Source organism: Salinisphaera shabanensis E1L3A (assembly GCF_000215955.2).
Lineage (GTDB): Bacteria > Pseudomonadota > Gammaproteobacteria > Nevskiales > Salinisphaeraceae > Salinisphaera > Salinisphaera shabanensis.
Genome location: NZ_AFNV02000001.1, coordinates 251,358 through 272,439, shown reverse-complemented (window position 1 = coordinate 272,439; position 21,082 = coordinate 251,358). Strand labels below are relative to the sequence as shown.

Below are 21,082 nucleotides of genomic sequence, written 5' to 3'. Positions count from 1 at the left end.
TCCCAAAACAGCGTTACATAAAGCGCGCCTAGGGCCCTGTGCTAGAATTCGCGCCCAGATTGGCCCTGCCGATCGACGGCCTGGCAGCCGTGCGTTCGTGCTCTGTTACGTGGTGACGTGACTCGCGAATGCCGCTCGATCACGCGCTGTGACCGACAAGCGGCGCGCGAAAGGCACGGTATGCAGTCGTACTGCCGCCGGTATTGCATACATACCTGGCAAGAGTTGCTTCATGACCAGATTCGAAACCCGGGCGGCCTTTTCGCTGGCAGGCATTTTCTCCCTGCGTATGCTCGGCCTGTTCATGATCTACCCGGTGTTCACGTTCTATGCCAAGCATCTGGACGCTCGACGCCGTTCACGGTAGGGCTGGCTCTGGGTGCGTACGGCCTGACGCAGGCGCTGTTGCAGATTCCTTTCGGCATGCTCTCCGATCGCTTCGGCCGCAAACGCATGATCTGTATCGGCCTGCTGATCTTTGCCTTCGGCAGCGTGGTGGCGGCGCTGTCGGGCAGTATCTACGGCGTGATCGCTGGCCGTATCCTGCAGGGCGCGGGCGCCGTCGGTTCGGTCATTCTCGCTCTGGGCGCGGATCTGACCCGCGAAGAACAGCGCACCAAGACCATGGCCGTAATCGGTATGACCATCGGCCTGTCGTTTGCGCTTGCGCTAGTTCTCGGGCCGCTGCTCAACGCCGTAATCGGCGTGTCCGGCATCTTCTGGACGACCGCAGTGATGGCGCTGGCCGGTATTGCCGTGCTGTATCGCGTCACCCCGCAGCCAAACGCCTTGCAATCGCATCGCGATACGGGGGCGGTACCGGCCATGTTCAAGCGAGTACTCACCGATAGTCAGCTGTTGCGCCTGGATTTCGGCATATTCGCGCTGCACGCCATGCTTACCGCCAGCTTCATCGCCGTGCCGGTGCTGCTGCGCGATGTCGTCGGCGTGGGCGAAAACGAACTCTGGATGGTTTATCTGCCTGTGCTGGCCGTATCAGTCATGATCATGGTGCCGATGATTATCCTCGCCGAGGCCAAGCGCCAGATGAAGGCGGTGTTCGTCGGCGCGGTGGTCACGCTGGGACTGAGTCAGCTCGCGCTGCTGGCCTGGCATACGAGCCTGGTCGAACTGGTGGTGGTGCTAACGCTGTTTTTCGCCGCCTTCAATACCATGGAGGCGAGTCTGCCGTCGCTGATTTCCAAGGCTGCGCCGGCCGAAGCCAAGGGCACGGCCATGGGCGTTTATTCGAGCTCGCAGTTCTTCGGCATCTTCGTCGGTGGCACCATCGGCGGCTGGGCCTATGGCCTCGGTGGGCCGGCCGGGGTCTTTATTTTCTCGGCGATCGTGGCGCTGCTATGGTTCGGGGTGGCGGTGACCATGAAACCGCCGCGTTTTACGCGCACGCGCATGATCAGTGTGGCCGTGGCCGATTCGGGTGAGGCGCGGGCACTGGAAGCCGAATTGCTCGCACAGCCCGGTGTGGTCGAAGCGGCGGTTGCGCTCGATGAAGGCGTGGCCTATATAAAAGTCGACAGCGCGCAGGCCGACGAGGTCGATCTCGACGCATTTTCCCGGCGGCCCGCACAGGCTTAGTGCGAGCCGGCCGACCTAACTCGATGGAGTGTTGCAATGGCAAGTAGAGGCATCAACAAGGCGATTCTGATCGGCAATCTCGGGGCCGACCCGGAAACGCGCTATACCGCCGGCGGCACCGCGGTGACGAACGTCAATCTCGCCACCTCCGATACCTGGCGCGACAAATCCAGCGGCGAGATGCAGGAACGCACCGAATGGCATCGGGTGGTGTTCTTCGCGCGTCTGGCGGAAGTCGCCGGCGAATACCTGCGCAAGGGGTCGAAGATTTATGTCGAGGGTCGTATCCAGACCCGCAAGTATCAGAACAGGGACGGCCAGGACGTCTATACCACCGAGATCGTCGGCAACGAAATGCAGATGCTCGATTCGAAAGGCGGCAGCGGCGGTGGCAGCGCCCCGTTCGGCGGTGGTGGCGGCCAGCAGCAACGCCCGGCCCAGCAGGGTGGCGGTGGTTACGGGGGTGGGCAAAGCAGCCAAGGCGGCGGCCGCGGCGGTCAGCAGTCCTACCAGCCGCCCCAGCGCGAGCCGGCCGGTGGCGATCCCGGCTTCGACGACGATCTGGACGACGATATCCCGTTCTGATCGGGCGACGAACAAGAACGCGGTCCCTGCGATCGCGTTCTTGCGTGATGTGCTCGTATAGCCCGCCCCGCTCCTGTGTAGCCGCGACGGATAAGCGCTCTGGAGAATGTGGCTGCGAAAGAACGGGGCGCGGCTGGTTCGCCCGGTTTGATGATTCAGATCAATGCCGGCGCGTATCGGCTATTCCAGACTGGCGTTCTGGCACATTCGAAGCTGGAGCATCGCCATGTCGGAATCTTCGCAACCCGGGCGTTTGAGCGTGCTCGACACGCGCACCTGTCTTCAGTTGCTGCGCGCGCATTCGGTTGGTCGGCTCGCTTTCAATGCTGACCCGAGCCCCGAAGTGCTGCCGGTCAATTATATCGTCGATGGCGACGGTATTTTCGTGTGCACTGGCCCGGGCGCAAAACATACGGCGGCACTGGCGCGTGAGCCGGCCACATTTCAGGTGGACGGACACGATGAGCAGCGGGGGTCGGCCTGGAGCGTCATGATTCGCGGCACGCTCGATGTCGTGGATAAATACGATATCGAGGCGTTGCGACCCCAACCGCTTGTCGGCGGCAAGCCCGAGTATCTGCTGTGTCTGTCCATCTATCGAATTACTGGCCGACGTATTCCGCCAGAGGCTGGTTGGACGCTGTCTTCCCAGGTATGGCGCGATCGCGACGCCAGTGACTTGATGGGCTGATAGCGTAACGCACGAGCGTCCCCCGTGCCCTTGGGCGTCGGGGGGCGGTGATGCATTGACTCAGATCAATGTGCTCGCATCAGCCGCGCGCCATTATCGCGCGATGAAACCACGTTCATACACGGTTGTCGTGTCGCCTCGCTATAGCCCATCGCAACGGCGTGTCTTATCACGCTTGGTAGGGTGTTGCGCTCATCTGGGGGCGATCGGGCCGCGGTCATCGTGATCTGGCTCAGCAAGGCGCGGCATATCGATGCCGCTACGCTCATTTTTGACTCATTTTTTGCGCTTCCGTATTTAGCGGCCGTGATCGGTGCTGGCATGCCTGGGCCAAGCGCGGCCCGCGCTTGCACGTGGGTTCGGCGCAGTCGGGGCGAGTTCCCAGATGGCAGCTAACGACGGCGACGGCGCCCGCGAAATACGAGAGGCGCTCAAGCACCAGTACTTTCTCGAAGGCATGAGCGATGTGCAGCGGGCGCGGTTGGTGCGAAGCGCAGCGACCCAGTCGTTTGCTGCAGGGCAGACGCTTTTTCATCGTGGCGACCCAGCCGATACGTTTTTCGTCGTTCTGGCCGGCCGGGTAAAGCTTTATCGACTCTCGATCGACGGTGACGAAAAAATTATGGGATTGGTCGGCACCGGTGAGAGTTTTGGCGAGGGCGTGTTGTTCATGCACCCGCCGCGCTATCCGGTAAGCGCGCAGGCGCTGGAAAAAAGCCGTGTTGTAGCGATCAGTCGTGGCGATTATCTCGACGAAATACAGCATTCCTTTCAAACTTGCATGTCGGTCATGTACAAGTTGACCGCGCGCATAGAGCGGCTGCTCGACGAGGTCGAATCGCTGACGCTACGGGACAGTCGCTATCGTGTCGTCAACTATCTCCTGGAGTTGATTCCAGAACGTGCGAGCGGGCCGGTCAGGCTGCGCCTGCCCACCTCCAAAAGTGCGATCGCCGGCCGCCTGGCGATTCGCGCGGAGACTTTCTCGCGCACGCTCCGCCAACTCGCAGAAAATGGCACGATCGTGCTGTGCGGAGGACGCACGATCGAAGTGCCCAATCCGAAGCGTCTGCGGCATGCCTTGAGTGCCAAATCCGGCACATCTTCCTGATGTTGATTCGGATCAATAACCGACACCGCGATCGCGCTAGCCTCCATAGAGGTTGAGCGCATTGCGATAAGCATGCAGTGGCGCGAACCTAGGAATCCGCCAGGCAAACTGTAGTTCGATGCGAGGTATGGCGTATGAACGCACCCGATATTTCAGATCCAGTACGCGGTCTGTTCGACTGGCTGGCCGCCGCGCGTGACCGCGGCGAGCCAGATCCGCAGACTGCGACGCTCGCTACGGTGGACCCGGCGTTCGCCAAGCCAAGCGTGCGCACGATCAATGTACAGATCGATAACGATACGCTGGTGTTCTTCGTCAACGCCCATACGGGCAAGGGGCAGCATCTGCAATGGCATCCGTATGCGGCTCTTTGTTTCTTCTGGCATGGGCTGCAACAGCAGGTCAATATCGAAGGCGTGGTCGAAGCGCTCGGCGATGTGGAAGCCGACCATCTCTGGGCACAGCGTTCGCGCGAGAGCCAGTTGACCGCCCGCAGTTCAGAGCAGCATGCCGTCTTCGGTGATCCGGACGCCTTTCTCGAACGGCGCGAGCGCGAACGTGAAGCCTACGACTTCGAGCGGGTGCCACGGCCAGAGCACTGGGTTGCCTATCGGTTGGTGCCCACGCGGTTGGAGTTCTGGGCCGCCGGATGGCATCGGTTGCACCCACGTCGGCTTTTCGAACGCGCACCGGACGGCGGTTGGCAATCCGCCGTGCAGGAGCCATAAAAAAACGCCCGGGTTTTGCCCGGGCGTTCGACAGGCCGGCTATTCGCCTTTCAGCACCACTCCCAGCAATCGCCGTGACGCAGCACGAGTACGCTGCAGCGCGTACGTCGTAGTACGCGATCCGCGGTGCCCCCCAGCAACAGATCGCGCACCTTCGGGTCATGCGAGCCGATCGCAATCAGACCGGCGCCGATGTCGTGCGCACGCTTAACGATGGTCTGGGCGATGGGGCCGATCACCGCTTCGCTCGTCCAGCTAATATCATCGGCATACTCGAGGCGAGCCAGCTCGGCGAGCTGGGACTCCGACAGTTTCTGGGCTTCGCCTACGAAGTTCTGTGGCACATAAGGCCAGACCGAAATTTCGGTGGGTACCACGGTCAGCAGATGCAGCTTTGCGTTATGCCGACGCGCAAGCGTCGTCGTAGCCGAAAAGATCAAATCGAAATTCGCTTCGTGCGATAGATCGATCGGTACGAGGATGCAATTCTTCATGTCGGCACTCGCTCGAATAGTCGGTGGCGCGACTCCAGGCGGAAGTCGTTCTATCAGCCAGACAGTGCGTCACGGCTCTCGTCATGAATATCGGCGGCATGCGCATCTCGCTTCTGACGCACTACGAGCACGGAGTGCTGGGAATGCTTGACCACCTGGCTGGCGATGCTGCCTAGTAGCACGTCCCAGAACTTCGGGTTATGCGATGCCATGACGATAAGATCGGCGCCGAAGTGATCGGCCCGACGCACGATCGTGCGCGCGACTGGCCCGACACGTACGTCGACCTGCCAGTTGGTCTGTTCACCCAGGTATTGCTGGCCGACACGCTCGAGTTGCGCGTGTGCGGTCTCGCCGAGTTTCTTTACATAGTCCGTGCCGACGTACGGGAAATCCCCGGCATCGATCTGCGGAATAACGCTGAGCAGAATGATCGTGGCGCCCGTGTTGGCGGCGACGCGATTGACGTTTTCGAAGACGCTTTCAAATACGGCGTCCTGATTGAGGTCCAGCGGGACAAGAATGGTCTGCGACATATCAATCTCCTCTTTTTAGGGTGACTGCAGTATCGCGCGGGTTGGCGGCAGAGCTGTTGATCTGGATCAAACGCCGGTTAATTCGCTGAAGGGCCGAATAGGTTGCTATTTTTATGGATGAAATGTGCAGCGCAGCAGCAGCGTCGTACCCTGATGCCTAATCGCGGCACGGTGCGGTATAACGCGTCAATTGTGGCGTTTGGCAGAGCGTGGCTGCGTCACGCGCGGCATCGCACCGTATGCATTGCGATAGAGAAGGGGTATGTGATTGGCGGTCGCGTCCGGGCGCGCCAACGACGGTACGCTCATGCAGAGTGTGGGGGCGACAAGCGCCAGTCGAAACGACGCGGGTGCAGCCGATCGACATCGCGTAGCTAAAGCGCCTGCTTAGATTCTGCGTTAGCGCAGTTACAGGGCAAAGTCCGAGCTTTCAGCGTCGAAGTTACGACGCTGGGGCAGGCACCTGGCCTGCCCCCGTAACGCGGGATCGATTGGCTCGATCCCGAAACCGCATTCGCGTTAGAAACGATAGCCCAGCGCGAGCGTATAAACCCAGGGGTCGACATCGACATCGACATGGGTGCTGCCGGTCGAGGTGCGCACTTCCGCAGTGGTATCGATCTGCAGATAGCGCACGTCGGCGTTGATCAGCCAGTTGTCGTTGAGCGCGTAGTCCACGCCGACCTGTGCGGCCGGGCCGAAAGAATCGTCGAGTTCGATTTTTTCGATGCCCAGTGCGCGAGCTTCATCGGACACGTCTTCCGAGAAGAAGAACGTGTAGTTCAGACCCAGGCCGACATAAGGCGTGAACGCCGAATCGCTGTTGAAGCGATACTGCAGGCTGATGGTCGGCGGCAGGTGCTTGATATCACCAAGCGGGGCACCGTCCAGCGCACCACCGTCCAGGGTGAGGTCGTGTTCGAACGGCGTTGCGGCCAGCAGCTCCACGGCGAGGTTGTCTGTGAACAGATAGGCTACGGTCGCGCCGAACTGCGGCTCCGAACTCACAGCGACATCGGTGCCCTGGAGTGCGGGCGCGAGTTCGCCGTTACGGCTTGAGGTATCATCGTTGGGTGCGACGTAAGTCACGCCGCCGCGCACGATCCAATCACCGGCTTCGGCCTGGGCGACGCCCGTTACGAATACCGAGGTCAGTGCGAGGGCCGCGGGGGCGATTACGGCACGCGGGAAGGACGTCATGGCAGGGCTCCTGTTCTGTAGTAGTAGATGTCTGGTGAACAGGTTGGGTGGATTGTGAAGTGGTTGTATTGATCCAGGTCAATCGCAGTGAAAGCTGGTTCGCCGCGGGGCGCGCAAAAGGTTGCGTCCTAACGATTGCGCTGCAATGTATTGGCCTCCCATTAAAGAAGTCTGAAACATCGGCGTTATTTAACTAAGCTAGCGCTGACAAACGCATTTATTATGCTTCGGCAACAAGGCAACCGGACATGGCGCCACTTTCCCAGCAAATGCAGCAGTTAAGCGAGACGTGCAGCCACTGTTCGCTACGTTATCTGTGCTTGCCCGATCATCTCGATAGCCATGATCTCGAAAAACTCGAGCGCCTGGTGGACTCCGGTGCGCCGGTGCTGGCAGAAACGGAGCTTTTCGCCCAAGGCGAGGGCCTGACGCATATCTATGCCGTGCGCAATGGCTCGGCAAAGACCGTACGTATCGACGAAGAAGGCTTCGAGCAGATACTGGGGTTCTATTACCCGGGCGATATTCTCGGTTTCGATGGTTTCGCTGACCAACATCACCATTGCAGCGCCGTAGCGCTGGAAACCAGCCATTTCTGTCGGATTCCGGTGGACCAGCTCGATGCATTGGTCGATGAGTTGCCGAGTCTGCGCCAGCGGTTGGTACGGCTGATGAGTCAGGTGCTCTCCGAAGACGGCCGCATGATGCTCACCCTGGGCCGCAAGGACAGTGAAGGGCGTATCAGCAGCCTGTTGCTCGGCTTGAGCCGCCGCCGCGCGCTGCGCGGCATGCCGGCCTCGTCTGTTCCGTTGAATATGAAGCGCGCGGATCTGGCCAATTTTCTTTCGATGCGTCTGGAGACCGTCAGCCGGGTGCTGACCCGGCTCCAGCGTGCCGGGGTGATCAAGGTGTCGCAGAATCGTGTCGATATCCTTGATCGCGATGCGTTGCGCGAACGCTCGAGCCGCGGCGCGTGGGTGGCAGACCAGTCATGACAATCGGGCGCGGGGCTGCCTGGCCGTGCCGCCGGCAGGCCAGTGCCTTGCGCGATCGTTTACACTGTGCGGCTTGCTTGAATTCGCCCCGATGCGGGCCGGACGGGCCATGACCAGCACGACCCAACCCAAAGTCTTCGTTCAGACCTGGGGCTGCCAAATGAACGAATACGACTCGGCCAAGATGGTCGAGGTGCTGCGCAAGCAGCGCAACGCCGAGCGCGTGAATACGCCGGAAGAAGCCGATATCATCCTGCTCAACACCTGTTCGATTCGCGAAAAGGCGGCCGAGAAGGTGTTCTCCCAGCTCGGGCGTTGGCGCGAGCTGAAAGCCGAGCGCCCGGAAATCGTCATCGGCGTCGGTGGCTGCGTGGCCTCCCAGGAAGGCCATGCGATTCGCGAGCGTGCACCGTTCGTGGATATGGTGTTCGGTCCGCAGACCCTGCACCGGCTTCCCGAAATGCTCGACGCCGTCCAGGATAACGGCGCCGGTGTGGTCGATATCGCGTTTCCCGAGATCGACAAGTTCGATCATATGCCGCCGGCCAGGGCCGAAGGCGCGACCGCGTTCGTGTCGATCATGGAAGGCTGCTCGAAATACTGCAGCTTCTGTGTGGTGCCCTACACGCGCGGCGAAGAGATATCGCGCCCGTTCGACGACGTGATTCTGGAAGTCGCGGAGCTGGCCGAACAGGGCGTGAAGGAAATCACGTTGCTGGGTCAGAACGTCAATGGCTATCGCGGGCCGATGGAAGACGGCTCGATCTGCGATCTGGCGATGCTGGTCGAGTTCGTCGCGGAAATCGACGGCATCGAGCGTATTCGCTATACCACCAGCCATCCGCTGGAATTCTCGGATGCGCTGATCGAGGCCTATGCGCGGGTGCCCAAGCTGGCCAACTATCTGCATCTGCCGGTGCAGTCCGGTTCGGATAGCGTGCTTGCGGACATGAAACGTGGCTATACGGCGGATCATTTTCGTGAACGCATTGCGAAACTGCGTGAGGTGCGTCCGGATATCAGCCTGTCGACCGATATCATCGTCGGTCATCCCGGCGAGGGCGAAGCCGAGTTCGAAGCGACCATGCAGCTGGTCGAAGACATGCGCTTTGATGCCGCCTTTTCCTTTGTCTACAGCAAGCGCCCCGGCACGCCGGCGGCCGATATGGCCGACGACACGCCGCGCGAGGTCAAGAAGAAACGCTTGGCGCGTCTGCAGGCCCGTATCGCCGAATTCAATCGCCAGTACATGCAGGATATGATCGGAACCATCCAGCGCGTGCTGGTCGAGCGCGAATCCAAGCGAGGCGGTGGCCAGATGGCTGGACGTACCGATTCCAATCGCTGGGTCAACTTCGATGGGCACCCGCGCATGGCCGGTCATTTCATCGAGGTCGAAATTACGGAAGCGCTCGACAATTCCCTGCGTGGCCGTGTCGTGACCACTGAAAACCAGGCGCCCGTGCCCGAGCTCGCCGCTGCGGCCGGCTGATCGGTCGCGCCACCAACCCGACGAGTCATTTTGAACGAATCCATCCGCAAGACCCTGGAACTGACCCCGCCAGATACGACCCGTCTGGCGTATTTGTGCGGTCCGCAGGATCAGTATCTGCGTCTGATCGAGCGTACGCTGGACGTACAGGTCCACAATCGTGGCCATATGTTCCAGGTCGAGGGCGCCGAAGCGGCGGCCACGGCTGCGATCGACGCACTCAACGAGCTTTACAGCGCAACCGCGGCCGGTGAGCTTGGCCCGGACCGGGTCCATATTGTGGCGCGTACGGCCGAGCGCGAACTGCGCGGCGGTGAAGAGGCGGCGCAGGCCGAACCGCGCGACGTTGTCATCAAGACGCGCCTCGGGCTGGTGCGTGGCCGTGGCCCGAGCCAGCGTCGTTATCTCGCCAATCTGGCCGATAACGATCTGAATTTCGGCATCGGCCCGGCCGGGACCGGCAAGACCTATCTGGCCGTGGCTGCTGCGGTGGATGCGCTCGAATCCGAACGTGTACGTCGGCTGCTACTGGTGCGCCCCGCGGTCGAGGCCGGCGAGCGGCTGGGTTTTCTGCCCGGTGATCTGGCCCAGAAGATCGATCCCTATCTGCGCCCGCTCTACGACGCGCTCTATGAAATGCTCGGTTTCGACCGGGTCGGCCGCCTGATCGAGCGCAACGTGATCGAGATCGCGCCGCTGGCCTACATGCGCGGGCGTACGCTCAACGAAGCCTTCATCATTCTCGATGAGGCCCAGAACACCACCGTCGAACAGATGAAGATGTTCCTCACCCGGATCGGCTTCGGCTCGACCGCGGTGGTCACGGGCGATATGACCCAGGTGGACCTGCCGGTAGCCAAGAAGTCCGGTCTGCGTCATGCGGTTCGTCTGTTGCAGGGCATCGAAGGCATCAGCGTCACCAAGTTCTCGGCGCGCGACGTGGTACGCCACCCGCTGGTTCAACGCATCGTCCAGGCCTACGATCGCGAAAGCGAAGCAGGCGAGCACGGCTAGTCGGCGGCAACCGCATGAATATCGAACTCGCGCTGGACTGCGCGCCCGGCATCGACGCGCCCGATCCGCACATGCTCGAGCGCGCGGCAATCGCCGCCCTCGAAGGCGCGCGTTGCAGTGACGAACCCGTCTACGAACTGGCCGTACGTCTGATCGACGAGGCAGAGTCCGCCCAGCTCAACGGCGACTATCGCGACAAGCCCTATGCCACCAACGTGCTGTCGTTTCCGGCCGGCGCCGAGCTGCCGGGGTTGACGGTGCTCGGCGATCTCGCGATCTGCATGCCGGTCATCGAGCGCGAGGCACGCGAGCAGCACAAGACGCGCGATGCGCATTTGTGTCATATGGTCGTACACGGCGTTTTGCACTTGCTCGGCTATGACCATATCGGCGACGATGAGGCCGAAACCATGGAGGCGCTCGAGCGCGATGTGATGGCGGATCTCGGCCAAGACGATCCTTACCGCACCGTGAGTGCCTGAAATCGATACCGCAGGCCGTAGGGCCGAGCCAGACATCAAGGCTTGAGAGGAGGGCGCGGCTGCGGCCGCACGACATGAGCGACGAGGACGACAGCGAGCAGAGTCGAAGTAGCGGCAACTGGCTACGACAGATCGGCATGAGCCTGGCCGGGCCACCGCGCGATCGCGACGAGCTGGTCGAGGTGCTCAAGGAAGCACAGGAAAACGAGCTGCTCGATGTAGATGCGCTCTGGATGATGCAGGGCGTGCTCAAGGTGTCGGAACAGCAGGTGCGCGACATCATGGTGCCGCGCTCGCAGATGGTGGTGGTCGAGTCCGATGCGGCCGCGGCCGACATTCTGTCCATCGCGATCGAGTCCGGTCATTCGCGCTTCCCCGTAATCGGCGAATCCCGCGACGAGGTCGTGGGTATTCTGCTGGCCAAGGACATGCTTCAGCTTGCAGAGGATCGTCAGGAAAGCGAGGCCTTCGAACTGGGCGCGGTGCTGCGCCCGGCGGTGTATGTGCCCGAATCCAAGCGCGTGAACGTGCTGCTCAAGGAGTTCAAGGCATCGCGCAACCATATGGCCGTCGTCGTGGACGAATACGGCGGTGTGGCGGGGCTGGTGACCATCGAGGATGCGCTCGAGCAGATCGTCGGCGAAATCGACGACGAATACGATCAGGCCGAAGGCGCGAACATCCTGCGCCAGGAACACAATCGTTTTCTAATCCGCAGCCTCACGCCGGTCGAGGAGTTCAACGAATACTTCGATACCGAGTTCTCGGACGAAGACTTCGATACGATCGGCGGACTGGTCGTACACGAATTCGGGCATATGCCCAAGCGCGGCGAGACCACCATCATCGACCGCTTCCAGTTCAACGTGCAGCGTGCCGATTCGCGGCGTATTCATCTGTTTCAGATGACCGTGCTGCCGGAGGCGTCCGAGTAGCGCATGGGCGCAAAACGCGTGGCGCGTATTGCCGGTCTGGATGTGTTGCTGCCGGCCCTGTTGGGCGGGCTGGCAACCCTTGGCTTTGCGCCGTTTGGATACTACGGGCTGACGTTCGTTGCGCTGGTCGGCCTGGTCTCGCTCTGGTGGGGCGCAAGCGCACGTCGCGGCGCCTGGCGCGGTTTCGTGTTCGGGCTCGCTCATTTCGGTAGCGGGATCTACTGGACCTTCGTCTCCACCTATTACTATGGCGGCGCGCCATTGGCGATGGCTATCGTGCTGGTTTGTGCGCTCACCGCTTATATGGCGCTCTATCCGGCACTGGTGGGCGCGCTCGCCGGCACCACGCGTCGCTTGCCGCGCACGCTCTGGGCGCTGGTCGTGATACCTAGCGCCTGGCTGCTCGCCGAACTGGTGCGCAGTTGGGTGATGACCGGTTTCCCGTGGTTATCGCTGGGCTACTCGCTCATCGATGCACCGGTCACTGCGCTTGCGCCGATCGGGGGCGTATATTTTCTCGGCGCGCTGATGATGGTGAGCGCCGGTACGGTTGTGTTGTTGTTTGCCGGCTCGATACCGGCACGCGCACTGGCCGTGGTGATGATCGGGCTCGCGCCGCTCGGGCTGTGGTATACGCCGCCGGCCACCGAATGGACACAGGCCCGTGGCGAGCCCGTGAGTGTGGATATCATCCAAGGCAATTTTGCTCAGGCGATCAAATGGGATCGCGACGTCTTTCGCACCACGCTCGAGCGCTATCGGGCGATGACGCGGGCCTCGGATGCCGATCTGGTGGTCTGGCCCGAAGTGGCGATTCCGGCGCCGGCGAATCAGGTCCAACCCTATTTCGACGAGATCGCAACGTTGGCCGGCGAGCGCAACCAGACCGTGCTCGCGGGGACCCTGGTTCACGAAGCCGACGATGCGCCGTATTACAACGCCGTCTTGGCGCTCGGCGCCGGCGAAGGGCGGTATTACAAGCGCCATCTCGTGCCGTTCGGCGAGTATTTCCCTGTACCCGAATTCGTCAAGACGCTGGTCGACGGCGTGAACATGCGCTATAGCGACTTCGGCTTCGGCGCCGACGATCAGCCCTTGATTGAGGTCGACGGTGTGAAGCTGGGTCTGTCGATCTGTTTCGAGGATGTCTTTGGCTACGAGATCGCCAAGGCGCTGCCCGAAGCGGGCGTGCTGGTGAACGTCACCAACGATGCCTGGTTCGCCGGCACGACGGCCGCCGCCCAGCATCTGGAAATCGCGCGCATGCGCGCATTGGAAGCCGGGCGGCCGATGCTGCGCGCAGCCAATACCGGTATCTCGGCGATCATCGACTACGACGGCCGTGTGCGTGAACGTACCCAGGAATTCGAAATTGCGGCTATCGAGTCGCGGGTGCAGCCGCGCAGCGGCGAAACGCCCTATATGCGTATCGGCGATCGACCGCTCTGGCTGGCGAGTTCGGCGATCACGCTGCTGTCGTTGTTGGGTGGTCTGCTGCTCTCGCGTCGGCGTAAAAAGGTTGGCGCTTCACGGTAGCTCCGGCTGCGCCATATAGAGCGAGGCGCCGTCGAGCGTTCCCAGAAACGCGGCCAGATCGTTGATTTCGTCGGCACTCAGGCCGAGCGGTTCGATCAGCGGCGATAGCTGCGCGAGCGGTATGTCGCGCGTTTTTTCGCCCGGCGGCGCGTTCTGCCACCATCCCATGTTGTACAGCGCGAGCAGCGATTTCAGGTCGATACCTTCGCCGAAGCCGTTGTGCATATAGGGCGCGGTACGTCCGATGTTACGCAGCCCCGGTGTCTGAAACGTGCCCACGTCGGCGGGCGCGCCGGTTTCGCCATAGCGGCCCAGATAATTGCCGACGCCGTGCACCGATGTGCCCAGGTGATGGAAATCACCATCGGTAAGCAGCGCGCCGTTATGGCAGCGAATACAGTTCGCCTTGCCGCGAAACAGGTCGAGCCCTCGAATTTCGGCAGCCGTGAAGGTATCGCGTGCGCCGCGCATGAAACGATCGAAGCGCGTGTTTGGGGTGTTGAGCGTACGCATGAACGTCGCGATCGCCCGGGTCATGCGGTCAACCGTGACCCTCGGATCGTCGTAGGCCGCTTCGAACAGCGGCGCATAGCCGGCCACGCCCGCCAGTTGGCGCGCGCTCTGCGTGGGGGTGCCAGCCATTTCGATGGGATTTGACCAACTGGCGATGATCTGCGTTTCCGCCTTGTGGCGGCCGTCTGCCCAGCCGAGGCTGGGATCGTGACATGACGCACAGGCAATCTGATTGGACGCCGACAGGCGCGGGTCGAAGAACAGGCGTTTGCCCAGCGCCGCTTTAGCCTCGCTGAAGGGATTGTTGGCCGGGAAATCCGGCTGCTCGGGCAAGGCTGCCAGCGGTTCGATATCGCGGCCGGCCAGTGTTTGAAGCCGCGGCCAATCGGCCTGGGGGCCGCGGTAGCGTTCGACCAGCCGCGCGCGTTCGATGGCCGGGGCCATCAGCCATACCAAACCGATGAACGTGGCCGTTGCCGCCGCGACGAGGGCGACGACGAGCCATTCGCGGCGCGTCCGCCATGCGCCGATACGCCGTCGCATGCCGCTGCAATTCACCGCGGCACGAGTTCGCCCGGCCGGCGAAGGGCCGCCACGGCGGCCGCGTATTCACGCCATGCCTGGGCCAGCGAACAGGGCAGCGCGGGCGCCCGCCCGAGCGCCTGGCTGTAGTTCGTGAGGTCGCCGCAGTGCGGTGAGCGGGTGGTTACTTCAGAAGTCATAGCCGACTTCCAGCCAGTACTGGCGACCGACACCGAACAGTTGGACGCCCGACTCGCTGCGCACAATATTGCGGCTGTCGGTGACGTTGAGCACGTCGACGCCGATATACGGCGAGTGATCGCCCGGCAGCAGCGCGAGGCGGGTGCTCAGGTCCCAGCGCAGCGTGTTGTCCTGCTTTTCGATGTCGTAGCGTTGCAGCCCCGTGGCCGGGTCGCTGCCCTCGCGCAGAAGATAGCGGTAACCGTCGGTGTAGCTCAGCGCGTTGCGCACCCACAGTCGGTCATTGAAAGCCGAGGTAATGACGTCGACCTGTGCGCTCACCGGCGTGGCGAAATCGCGTGCCGGCAGCTCCGAGCGGCGAACGCGCCGGCCCTGGAAAACCACGTCTTCGTCGTTTGGTATGTCGTTATAGCCTTTGTCGTCGTTGCCGTAGCTGGCATCGGTTTCCCTGTCCATCCACGACACCCCGAGATTGACGCCCCAGTTGGCGCCAACCATTGCGAACGGCTGCGAGCGCCAGTAGAGGTCGACCTGATCGGTGGTGCTGCGCCCCGAGTTGTCGTAGTTGTACAACTCGCTACCGCCATCGTAGTTCGTGCGGATCTGATCCTGGCCCTGGCGGCGCACATAGGTCAGGCCGATATCGCCGTGCCAGAGCGTGCCAGCGATACCCAGCGAGTATTCGTCGTCGTAGGGCGTGTCGAGATCGCGGTAGTCGTAGTCGCTTCGGTCCGCGACCGCGGTGAACGGATCGTTCGGGTTGTCGCGCTCGCGTACCTCGACCAGCCGGCGTTCCTCGGCGCGCAGTTTGTAGGAGAGGAAGGACTTGCCGTAGTAGCGGTTGGCGCCGGCGATCAGGCGCATGTTCTGACTGTTATCGAGATAGACCCCGGCCTTCAGGCGCGGCGCGGCGTTGGTGTTTTCCAGCAGGCCGTCGCGTTCGACCCGCAGCCCGGCACGGCCGAAAAACCGGCTGCCGTCGGCGGCCAGCTCGCCGAACACGGCGCAGTTGGTATTCGAAAAGGCGATATCGCCGGCGCGGTAGGTCGCCACGCGGCTCTGGTATTGGTCGCCGGGGCATAGGAGCCGGGGCCGATCGGGTCGGGCAGCGGTGTCTGGCTGTAATCGAGGCGGTAGTCTTCGGCCACGAAATCCTGATCGCGGTGCTGTTCATAGTCGAGATAGGCGATTTCGGCCCCGTAATCGGTGGTCCAGATATCGTTGATCGGTGTGGTGAAGGTGAGGGAGCCGCCGAGCTTGCGCTGTTGGTTCTCGAGATCACCGAGTCCGCCGATGATGCCGCCATCGAATATCGACGTGCTCTTGTACTGGGTCAGGGTATGGCGGTCGTAATCGTGCTCATCGCTGGTCTGCCCGGCGTTGAAGTTAACGTCCACGCGCGTCGCCCCGATGTAATTACCGTAGTTGACGCTCAGGTTCATGCCCTCATGCCCGCCCACGAAGTCGGAATCGAGGTAGTTGATCAGAAAGCTGTCCTTGTCGAAGTTCGTATAGGACAGGGAGGCGTTGAGCTCGTAGTCGCGATCGAGCAGGTCCATGCGCACGACGCCGTAGCGTGATTTGTTGTCCAGCGTGCGGTTCTCGCTGGGGGTGTAGAGCTGGCCGGTCTCCAGAAAGTTGTCCGGATCCAGCGTGAGCAGCTGCTTTTGGGTGATGGTGGAGCGCTTTTCGCTATACCCGGCAAAAATGCCGATATCGCCAACACGCGTTGCCCCGTCGAGGGTGAATTCGCTCTTGCGGAAATCCGGCTGGAATTCGCCGGGCACGCCGTTGGGCATTTGCGCGGCCGCGCTTTCGAATTCGCGTTCCTGGGTTTTATCGATATGCAGGTTGGTGAGGCTGTCGCTGGTACCGCGATAGGACACATGGGCTTCGTTTGTCCCAGCATAGGCGCGCGTTTCGGCCTTGACCACACCGCCGGTAAAGCCGCCCTCGCGGGCCGATATGTTGGTGTCGCTGACCTCGATGTTCTGCAGGAAGCGCGTGTCGATGAACTGGCCCTGTGAATGCCCGGCCACGAGAGCGTAGTTGTCGGCGCGTTCGGTCTGGGCGGGATCGATGAGGTTGTCGACCGAGGCGCCGTCCAGCACAAAGCGGTTCTGATAGGGGGCCGCGCCGCGAATCGAGAACTCGGCCGGCTTGATATCGCCCTGCTGCCGGCTCGAGCTGGCGCTTTCCGCCACCCGCACCGAGGGGATGACCGAAAGCGCCTCGGCCAGATCCGAGCGCGCCGAACTGCGGATGTATGCGGCCGGCAGGCTCTGGATTTGAGCGTCCAGAGGGTCGGCGGCGACCAGGATCTCGTTAAGCCCCGGCATGTCGGCAGACAAGGCGCCGTTGAGGCTTTTACGGTCGGCGGCCTGGGTTTCGCGTCGTGTTTCGTTTTCTCGTGTGGTCTCGCCGCTTGCGGTTGTGGGCAGCTGCTGCGCATGAACGGCGTATGTCGCGCCCAACAAGGTCGGCAGAATCAAGAGTCTGTGCATGGTGTCCCCCGTGAAGATGCGGGGAAGAATATTCACCCTGCGCGTAAATACAAATCATTCGCATTTGTATTTTGCACAATGAAATCCGATTCCACGCTGCGCCGGCTTCCATGATTCAGCGGTTCGCTGTGATTGCCGCAAGTGCGCCCGAGCACCCGCTAGGCAATCAGGGCCGAGCCGGGCAGCACGCGCCCGGCGGTGAAGTGGCGCGAGCGTATCGAGTACACTAGGCGGCCGTTTTTTGCTTCCCGATCGATAGCCGCCGATGGATTCCACCTACCGTTTCGATGCAATCGAGAACGATGTTCAGGCTCGCTGGCGCGAGGCGCGCGCTTTTGAAGTCAAGCGCGACGACCGCGCGAAGTTCTATTGCCTGTCGATGTTCCCGTACCCCAGCGGCAAGCTGCATATGGGGCATGTGCGCAACTACACCATCGGCGACGTCATCTCGCGCTATCAGAGGATGTGCGGCAAGAACGTGCTCCAGCCCATGGGCTGGGATGCTTTCGGGCTGCCCGCTGAAAACGCAGCTATCAAGAACGGCGTGCCGCCAGCGAAATGGACCCGCGAAAACATCGCGGCCATGCGCGAACAGCTCGCCCAGCTGGGCTTTGCCTACGACTGGTCGCGCGAAATCGCCACCTGCGATCCGAGCTACTACCGTTGGGAGCAGTGGCTGTTCACCAAACTCTTCGAAAAAGGGCTGGTCTATCGCAAGGAATCGATCGTCAACTGGGACCCGGTCGATCAGACCGTGCTCGCCAACGAACAGGTGGTGGATGGCCGCGGCTGGCGTTCGGGCGCGGTCGTGGAGCAGCGCGCCATCCCGCAGTGGTTTGCGCGGATCACCGACTATGCCGACGAACTGCTGGACGATCTCGACGCGCTGGAAGGCTGGCCGGAAGCAGTCAAGACCATGCAGGCGAACTGGATCGGGCGCTCGACCGGTCTGGAAATCGATTTTGAAGTGGTCGGCTACGACAATCCGCTGACGGTTTATACGACGCGACCGGATACGCTCCACGGCGCCACTTATATGGCGGTCGCCGCCGATCACCCGCTGGTCGCGGCCGCAGCTGAGCACGATGCCGAGCTGGCTGCCTTTTGTGAAGAATGCCGCAAAGCCGGCACCGCCGAAGCCAGCCTGGAAACACGCGAGAAGAAAGGCTATCGCCTGCCGATCGAGGCGACGCATCCGCTCTCGGGCGAGCGCATGCCGATCTTCGCCGCCAATTTCGTATTGATGGGCTATGGCACCGGCGCGGTCATGAGCGTACCGGCCCACGACCAGCGCGACTGGGAGTTCGCCACCGCCTATGACCTGCCCATCGTGCCGGTCATCGCGACCGCCGATGGCGTCGCGCCCGATATCAGCGCGGCGGCGAGCACCGAAAAGGGCGTGCTCATCAATTCCGGCGACGACGACGGCAAGGATTTCGACACCGCCTTCAACGACATTGCCGACCGTCTGGAAGGTCGCGGTATAGCGCGCCGCAAGACCCAGTACCGTCTGCGCGACTGGGGGCTGTCCCGTCAGCGTTACTGGGGCGCGCCGATTCCGATCATCCACTGCGACGATTGCGGCGCGGTGCCGGTACCCGAAGCTGATCTGCCGGTCGTGCTGCCCGAAGACGTCACCCCGGAAGGCGCGGGCTCGCCGCTACCGGATATGCCCGAGTTCGTGAACACCGCGTGTCCACAGTGCGGCAAGGCGGCAAAGCGCGAAACCGATACCTTCGACACCTTCATGGAGTCGTCGTGGTATTTCGCCCGTTTCGCCTGTCCGGACGCCGATTCGATGCTCGACGATCGCGCCGACTACTGGCTGCCGGTAGATCAGTACATCGGCGGCATCGAGCATGCGATTCTGCATCTGCTCTATGCGCGCTTTTTCCAGAAAGTCATGCGCGACGAGGGCCTCACCCAGGCCGGCGAGCCGTTCAAGCGCCTGCTCACCCAGGGCATGGTGCTCAAGGACGGGGCCAAGATGTCCAAGTCCAAGGGCAATACGGTTGATCCACAGGCGCTCATCGAAACCTATGGCGCCGATACCGTGCGTCTGTTCTCCATGTTCGCCGCGCCGCCGGACCAGTCGCTGGAATGGTCCGATGCCGGCGTGGAAGGCGCCAATCGATTCATTAAGCGGCTTTGGCGGCTGGTTGCGGATCACGTCGAGGCGGGCATCGTGGCGCCGGCCACAAGTGCTGATGGCGACGCCGGCGAGCTGCGGCGCAAACTGCATGAAACCATTGCCAAGGTCGGCGACGACATCGGCCGTCGAACGACATTCAATACGGCGATCGCGGCCGTCATGGAACTGTGCAATGCACTCGGCAAACTCGACGGCGCAAAGACCGGCATGCAGGCCGTACGTCAGGAAGCGCTTGAGGCCGTCGTGAAGATGCTTGCGCCGATCACGCCGCATGTCTGCGATGCGCTCTGGCGCGAATTGGGCCACGACAACTTGTTGTTGGACGTGGCCTGGCCGCAGGCAGATGATTCGGCGCTGACGCGCGACACGCTTACGCTGGTAGTGCAGGTCAATGGCAAGGTGCGCGCCAAAATCGATGTGCCGGCGGCGGCGGATCGCGATGCGGTGGCCGAAATCGCGCAGGCCGAAGCCAACGTTGTGCGTTTCATCGACGGTGCACCGATCAAGAAGACGATCGTCGTGCCGGGCAAACTCGTCAATCTCGTGGTATAGATCGCGTCATGAAATCGATATCTGCTGCCGTTCTCGATCCACGGCCCACGGCCCGTTCTCGTATCAGTCGCCGGCTCGGCGTCCTCGCGGCCGTGTTGGCGGTTACGGTAATACTTGCCGGCTGTGGCTTTCATCTGCAGGGCGCGTCGCCGTTGCCCGACGGTATCGATCGCATGTACGTCAGCTACAGCGACAACTACCGCGTCGGCGATCCGCCGCTGGTGGAAACGCTGCGCCAGCGTCTGCGCGAACGCCATGTGCTCGGCGATAGCGGTGCGCCGGCGAAACTGTCGATTGAAGATATCGAAAATCGTCAGCGCATCGTTTCCGTGAGCCCTGTGGATGGGCAGGTGGCGGAATACGAACTGACCACGAGAGTCGCCTTCGACTACGAAGTCAACGGTGCGAGCCAGCTTGAGAACGAAACACTGTCGGTGAGCCGCAGCTATAGTTTCGACAACACCGAACGCCTGGGCGCAGAACAGGAGCAAAGCGAGCTGCTGACGAGCATGCACGAAGAGCTCGCGAATCTGATTCTGCTGCGGGTGGCGACTGCGAACGAAAAGCTGGCGCGTTAGAGTAACGCGCCAATCGTCGCAACCGAGCCGTCGAGCATGACCGATCGCAGCATCCTCAAGGCCAGCCCGATCACGCCCGCCGACGCGGCCGAATTCATACGCGGGCGCCGCAGCGTCGACCAGTTCACCGACGACACGCCGGATCCCGCCATCATTCGCGATGCAGTCGAGGTGGCGCGCTGGGCGCCGAATCATCACCTGACGCAGCCGTGGCGTTTCTATCAGCTAGGCCCAAAAACGCAGGACGCGATCATCGACTTGAATACGCGGCTAGTGGCCGAGCGCAAGGGTGACGAGGTCGCGATCGCCAAGCGCGAGCGCTGGCAATCGATGCCGGGCTGGCTGGCAATCACCTGCGTGGTCGAGGACGATCCGGTGACCGCCCGCGAGGACTATGCCGCCTGCGCTTGCGCGATTCAAAATCTGTCGCTTTATCTGCATAGCGCCGGTCTGGCCAGCAAGTGGATCAGCGGCGAAGTGACGCGTCACCCGGATCTGGCATCGATACTGGATATCGATAGCGCGCGCGAATACTGCGTCGGTCTGCTATGGTATGGCTATCCGAAACGCCAGCCGCGCAGCCAGCGCAGCGATTTGGATCGGATACTAACGACGCGGCCCTGATTGAGGTTGCGCATACGCTCGTTACGGGCGTTGCAAATCCC

The 21,082-nt window shown here is 62.0% G+C and carries 20 protein-coding genes and 1 pseudogene; 14 read left to right on the top strand and 7 right to left on the bottom strand.

Features of this window, described 5'->3' with window-relative positions:
- Positions 1 to 232 precede the first annotated feature (232 nt).
- The 5 genes and pseudogenes from SSPSH_RS01265 to SSPSH_RS01245 all read left to right on the top strand — a co-directional run bounded on the left by SSPSH_RS01265 (position 233) and on the right by SSPSH_RS01245 (position 4,711).
- Positions 233 to 1,596, top strand: a pseudogene (locus SSPSH_RS01265) (MFS transporter).
- Between the two features lie 36 nt (positions 1,597 to 1,632).
- Positions 1,633 to 2,181, top strand: coding sequence for a single-stranded DNA-binding protein (ssb, locus tag SSPSH_RS01260; RefSeq protein ID WP_021031269.1), 549 nt, complete (start codon positions 1,633 to 1,635; stop codon positions 2,179 to 2,181).
- Positions 2,182 to 2,407: 226 nt separating this feature from the next.
- Positions 2,408 to 2,872: a pyridoxamine 5'-phosphate oxidase family protein gene (locus tag SSPSH_RS17625; protein ID WP_021031268.1), complete on the top strand. Its 465-nt coding sequence runs from the start codon at positions 2,408 to 2,410 to the stop codon at positions 2,870 to 2,872.
- Positions 2,873 to 3,257: 385 nt separating this feature from the next.
- Positions 3,258 to 3,983: a Crp/Fnr family transcriptional regulator gene (locus tag SSPSH_RS01250; RefSeq protein ID WP_006913172.1), complete on the top strand. Its 726-nt coding sequence runs from the start codon at positions 3,258 to 3,260 to the stop codon at positions 3,981 to 3,983.
- 134 nt (positions 3,984 to 4,117) lie between these two features.
- Positions 4,118 to 4,711, top strand: a complete 594-nt coding sequence (locus tag SSPSH_RS01245) for a pyridoxine/pyridoxamine 5'-phosphate oxidase (RefSeq protein WP_006913173.1) — start codon at positions 4,118 to 4,120, stop codon at positions 4,709 to 4,711.
- Positions 4,712 to 4,761: 50 nt separating this feature from the next.
- On the opposite strand, the gene SSPSH_RS01240 is transcribed toward SSPSH_RS01245, so the two are convergent.
- From SSPSH_RS01240 to SSPSH_RS01230, 3 genes are all read right to left on the bottom strand, one after another.
- Positions 4,762 to 5,205 (bottom strand): universal stress protein, encoded by a 444-nt coding sequence (locus tag SSPSH_RS01240; RefSeq protein WP_006913174.1) that lies wholly within the window; start codon positions 5,203 to 5,205, stop codon positions 4,762 to 4,764.
- Between the two features lie 53 nt (positions 5,206 to 5,258).
- Complete coding sequence (locus SSPSH_RS17620; RefSeq protein ID WP_006913175.1) at positions 5,259 to 5,741, bottom strand: universal stress protein; 483 nt, start codon at positions 5,739 to 5,741, stop codon at positions 5,259 to 5,261.
- A 519-nt stretch (positions 5,742 to 6,260) separates the two neighbouring features.
- Positions 6,261 to 6,941: an OmpW/AlkL family protein gene (locus SSPSH_RS01230; protein WP_006913176.1), complete on the bottom strand. Its 681-nt coding sequence runs from the start codon at positions 6,939 to 6,941 to the stop codon at positions 6,261 to 6,263.
- A 248-nt stretch (positions 6,942 to 7,189) separates the two neighbouring features.
- Here SSPSH_RS01230 and SSPSH_RS01225 point away from each other — a divergent pair, with 248 nt between their 5' ends.
- From SSPSH_RS01225 to lnt, 6 genes are all read left to right on the top strand, one after another.
- Positions 7,190 to 7,936 (top strand): helix-turn-helix domain-containing protein, encoded by a 747-nt coding sequence (locus SSPSH_RS01225; RefSeq protein WP_006913177.1) that lies wholly within the window; start codon positions 7,190 to 7,192, stop codon positions 7,934 to 7,936.
- A 109-nt stretch (positions 7,937 to 8,045) separates the two neighbouring features.
- The gene (gene miaB / locus SSPSH_RS01220) at positions 8,046 to 9,428 is read left to right on the top strand and encodes a tRNA (N6-isopentenyl adenosine(37)-C2)-methylthiotransferase MiaB (protein WP_006913178.1); all 1,383 of its coding nucleotides are present in this window, start codon (positions 8,046 to 8,048) and stop codon (positions 9,426 to 9,428) included.
- Between the two features lie 30 nt (positions 9,429 to 9,458).
- Positions 9,459 to 10,442, top strand: coding sequence for a PhoH family protein (locus SSPSH_RS01215; protein ID WP_006913179.1), 984 nt, complete (start codon positions 9,459 to 9,461; stop codon positions 10,440 to 10,442).
- Positions 10,443 to 10,456: 14 nt separating this feature from the next.
- Positions 10,457 to 10,924, top strand: coding sequence for an rRNA maturation RNase YbeY (gene ybeY / locus SSPSH_RS01210; RefSeq protein WP_006913180.1), 468 nt, complete (start codon positions 10,457 to 10,459; stop codon positions 10,922 to 10,924).
- Positions 10,925 to 10,998: 74 nt separating this feature from the next.
- Positions 10,999 to 11,859, top strand: a complete 861-nt coding sequence (locus SSPSH_RS01205; RefSeq protein WP_006913181.1) for an HlyC/CorC family transporter — start codon at positions 10,999 to 11,001, stop codon at positions 11,857 to 11,859.
- Between the two features lie 3 nt (positions 11,860 to 11,862).
- Entirely contained in the window at positions 11,863 to 13,395 is a 1,533-nt protein-coding gene (gene lnt / locus SSPSH_RS01200) for an apolipoprotein N-acyltransferase (RefSeq protein WP_006913182.1), read from the top strand.
- On the opposite strand, the gene SSPSH_RS01195 is transcribed toward lnt, so the two are convergent.
- The 4 genes from SSPSH_RS01195 to SSPSH_RS01185 are packed head-to-tail and all read right to left on the bottom strand — an operon-like array spanning position 13,387 to position 17,135.
- Positions 13,387 to 14,451 carry a cytochrome-c peroxidase gene (locus SSPSH_RS01195; RefSeq protein ID WP_006913183.1) on the bottom strand — a complete coding sequence of 355 codons (1,065 nt, stop codon included), beginning with the start codon at positions 14,449 to 14,451 and terminating at the stop codon, positions 13,387 to 13,389. The two genes, lnt and SSPSH_RS01195, sit on opposite strands and share 9 nt — an antisense overlap.
- A gap of 11 nt (positions 14,452 to 14,462) precedes the next feature.
- Positions 14,463 to 14,630: a hypothetical protein gene (locus SSPSH_RS18830; RefSeq protein WP_006913184.1), complete on the bottom strand. Its 168-nt coding sequence runs from the start codon at positions 14,628 to 14,630 to the stop codon at positions 14,463 to 14,465.
- Positions 14,620 to 15,633, bottom strand: a complete 1,014-nt coding sequence (locus SSPSH_RS01190; RefSeq protein WP_040607158.1) for a hypothetical protein — start codon at positions 15,631 to 15,633, stop codon at positions 14,620 to 14,622. The genes SSPSH_RS18830 and SSPSH_RS01190 overlap by 11 nt, the downstream gene beginning before the upstream one ends.
- On the bottom strand, positions 15,528 to 17,135 hold the full coding sequence (locus SSPSH_RS01185) for a TonB-dependent receptor plug domain-containing protein (RefSeq protein WP_021031266.1): 1,608 nt from the start codon (positions 17,133 to 17,135) through the stop codon (positions 15,528 to 15,530). The genes SSPSH_RS01190 and SSPSH_RS01185 overlap by 106 nt, the downstream gene beginning before the upstream one ends.
- 265 nt (positions 17,136 to 17,400) lie before the next feature.
- On the opposite strand from SSPSH_RS01185, the gene leuS reads away from it, so the two are divergent.
- Genes leuS through SSPSH_RS01170 form a run of 3 tightly spaced genes read left to right on the top strand, consistent with a single transcriptional unit; the run spans position 17,401 to position 21,041 of the window.
- Complete coding sequence (leuS, locus tag SSPSH_RS01180; RefSeq protein ID WP_021031265.1) at positions 17,401 to 19,839, top strand: leucine--tRNA ligase; 2,439 nt, start codon at positions 17,401 to 17,403, stop codon at positions 19,837 to 19,839.
- A gap of 8 nt (positions 19,840 to 19,847) precedes the next feature.
- Positions 19,848 to 20,417 carry an LPS-assembly lipoprotein LptE gene (locus SSPSH_RS01175; RefSeq protein WP_006913186.1) on the top strand — a complete coding sequence of 190 codons (570 nt, stop codon included), beginning with the start codon at positions 19,848 to 19,850 and terminating at the stop codon, positions 20,415 to 20,417.
- Positions 20,418 to 20,453: 36 nt separating this feature from the next.
- The gene (locus tag SSPSH_RS01170) at positions 20,454 to 21,041 is read left to right on the top strand and encodes a nitroreductase family protein (RefSeq protein WP_006913187.1); all 588 of its coding nucleotides are present in this window, start codon (positions 20,454 to 20,456) and stop codon (positions 21,039 to 21,041) included.
- Positions 21,042 to 21,082 lie beyond the last annotated feature (41 nt).